This is a genomic window from Streptomyces sp. NPDC058086, from assembly GCF_042885015.1.
GTDB lineage: Bacteria > Actinomycetota > Actinomycetes > Streptomycetales > Streptomycetaceae > Streptomyces.
This window is the reverse complement of sequence record NZ_JBHVST010000291.1, coordinates 1-1,592: the sequence shown is the minus strand read 5'-3', so window position 1 is coordinate 1,592 and position 1,592 is coordinate 1. Positions and strand designations below refer to the sequence as shown.

The window sequence follows — 1,592 nt, the reverse complement described above, 5'->3', positions numbered from 1 at the left end:
GGGTCTGAACAGAGCAGGAAGAGGGTCTGAAGGGGCGGAGAGACTTTTGGTCCCTGTGTTTAGTCCCTGGGTATCACCGCAGGTCAGGGCAGGTTTGGGGGGTGAAAAAGGGACTGAAGGGACTCAACTTCCCCATTATGAGCTGAGTAGAAGAAAGCAGTATGACGATATGCGCGCCTGCATACGCGCGCGTACGTAGTGGGCTCATAATTAGGAAGTTGAGTCCCTTCAGTCCCTTTTCGGGGGGTCATACCCCCTCTGACCTGCGGTGATACCCAGGGACTAAACACAGGGACCGAAGAGGGACCAAGTCCCTGCGGGGAGACCGGGCGACGGTGTCCCCCTCCCGGGGGGGGGCATCCCGTGGGAGGGGGGGTGAGTCGGCTTCCCTCGTGATCGAAGTGCACCCTCCACAAGCCCCCCAGAAGCCGCTCTACGGCCCTTTTGCCCTCCTGCTGACGTTTCCCCCCCATGGGGCTGCTCCGGGGCCTCAGGGGGGCTTGTGGAGGCTCTGCCGGAAGGGGCCGGATTGCGCATAGCAGGAGATGCCCCGACAGCGGCCGGGAATCGACGATGTCCCCCGACCCCTATCCGGCGTCCGCTGATCCTCAGGAGGCAGACCTTGCAGGCTCCAGAACCGAAGAACGGCCAGACCCCGGAGCAGCCGCAGGAGGAGCGGATCATCCTGGACGTGTGGCTGGCGGACTACCCGTTCCCCACCTATGACGGGCGTGACTTCCTCGCTCCGCTGCGCGAGCGGGCGGCCGAGTTCGAGCGTACCCATCCCCGATACCGGGTCGACATCACCGGCCACGACTTCTGGACCATGCCCGAAAAGGTGGCCCGCGCCGCAGCCGAGGGCAGGCCCCCGCACATCGCGGGCTACTACGCCACCGACAGCCAGCTTGCGCGCGACGCCCGCAACCCCGACGGGTCGCCGGTGTTCACCTCGGTCGAGGCCGCCCTGGCCGGCCGTACGGAGATACTGGGCCACCCGGTGGTCGTGGACGACCTCGACCCCACGGTGCGCGATTCCTATTCGTTCGGAGGCGAGTTGATCTCGCTGCCGTTCACGGTCACCACCATGCTCTGCTACGCCAACGCCTCCCTCCTGGAGCGGGCAGGAGTCCCGGAGCCGCCCCGTACCTGGGACGAGACCGAAGCGGCCTGCGAGGCCGTGGCCCGCCTCGCGGGCGGTCCCGGTCACGGGATCACCTGGGCCAACGACGGCTGGGTGTTCCAGCAGGCCGTCGCCCTGCAGAACGGGCTGCTCACCGATCAGGACAACGGCCGGTCCGCCCCCGCCGGGACTGTGAACATCACATCGGACGAAATGCTCGACTGGGTCCGCTGGTGGACTCACCTCCACGAGCGCGGCCACTACCTCTACACGGGCGGGCCCTCGGACTGGGGCGGGGCGTTCGAGGCCTTCGTCCAGCAGAAGGTCGCCTTCACCTTCGACTCCTCCAAGGCCGCCCGCGAACTCATCCAGGCCGGCGCGCAGGCGGGCTTCGAGGTCGCGGTGTTCCCGTTGCCGAAAAACGCCAAGGCCCCTGTCGCGGGCCAACCCGTCTCGGGGGACTCCCTGTGGC

The 1,592-nt window shown here is 67.1% G+C and carries 1 protein-coding gene; it reads left to right on the top strand.

Annotated elements, in window-relative coordinates; genetic code table 11:
• Positions 1-622: 622 nt before the first annotated feature.
• Positions 623-1,592, top strand: a 970-nt coding sequence (locus tag ACFVWD_RS58320; RefSeq protein WP_387918112.1) for an ABC transporter substrate-binding protein, incomplete at its 3' end; no start/stop codon positions are given.